General features: G+C 36.7%; 1 protein-coding gene. It reads right to left on the reverse strand.

Annotation, left to right across the window (positions count from 1 at the left end):
- Nucleotides 1-351 precede the first annotated feature (351 nt).
- The coding region (locus QZ106_RS01105) for an RHS repeat-associated core domain-containing protein (protein ID WP_295973178.1) at nt 352-591 on the reverse strand (240 nt) is incomplete at its 5' end.

Here is a 591-nt window from a genome sequence, read left to right on the forward strand (position 1 = left end):
TGTCTATATCATCCAATCTTAATATAAGCTCTGGTTCTTCAAAAGAGCCATTATAATAAATTAAATTATTAAAATTAATGAAAGTGTTCTTTTCTATTAGATTAAATATATTTTTATAAAACATAACGAACCTTGTTAAATATTCCAACCATGAAAAAACAAAAAGTCTCTATCATCATTGTTAAAATTAGGATAATTTTTATGATGAAGAGTTCTATCTAAATTTAACGCTCCCCCTCCAAAATCATGAGCATGCCATTGAGAGCCCAGAACATTATCTTCATTTAGTCTATGTATCATGCTTATATTTTTAGAACCTTGACTTCATCTAACCTTTCTTCTAGCCTCTGTCTAGTTGCCCAATAACCCAATCAGGTCTTGCGTGATAAACCACCCAAGTGTAGGTTCATAATAACGCAAAAAGTTGTAATGCAAGCCCGTTTCTTGGTCGAAGTACTGGTTCTGCAGGCGGAATGGTTGGTGCGTGCTCCGTTGGGCATGGCGGTTGCTGTCATGAATAAGCTGTCCCCACGCGTCATAACGCCCTTTCCAAATGAGTTTGCCTTGGCTGTCTGTCATTTCTCTAGGCAC

The organism is uncultured Aggregatibacter sp. (assembly GCF_901873365.1).
Taxonomy (GTDB): domain Bacteria; phylum Pseudomonadota; class Gammaproteobacteria; order Enterobacterales; family Pasteurellaceae; genus Aggregatibacter.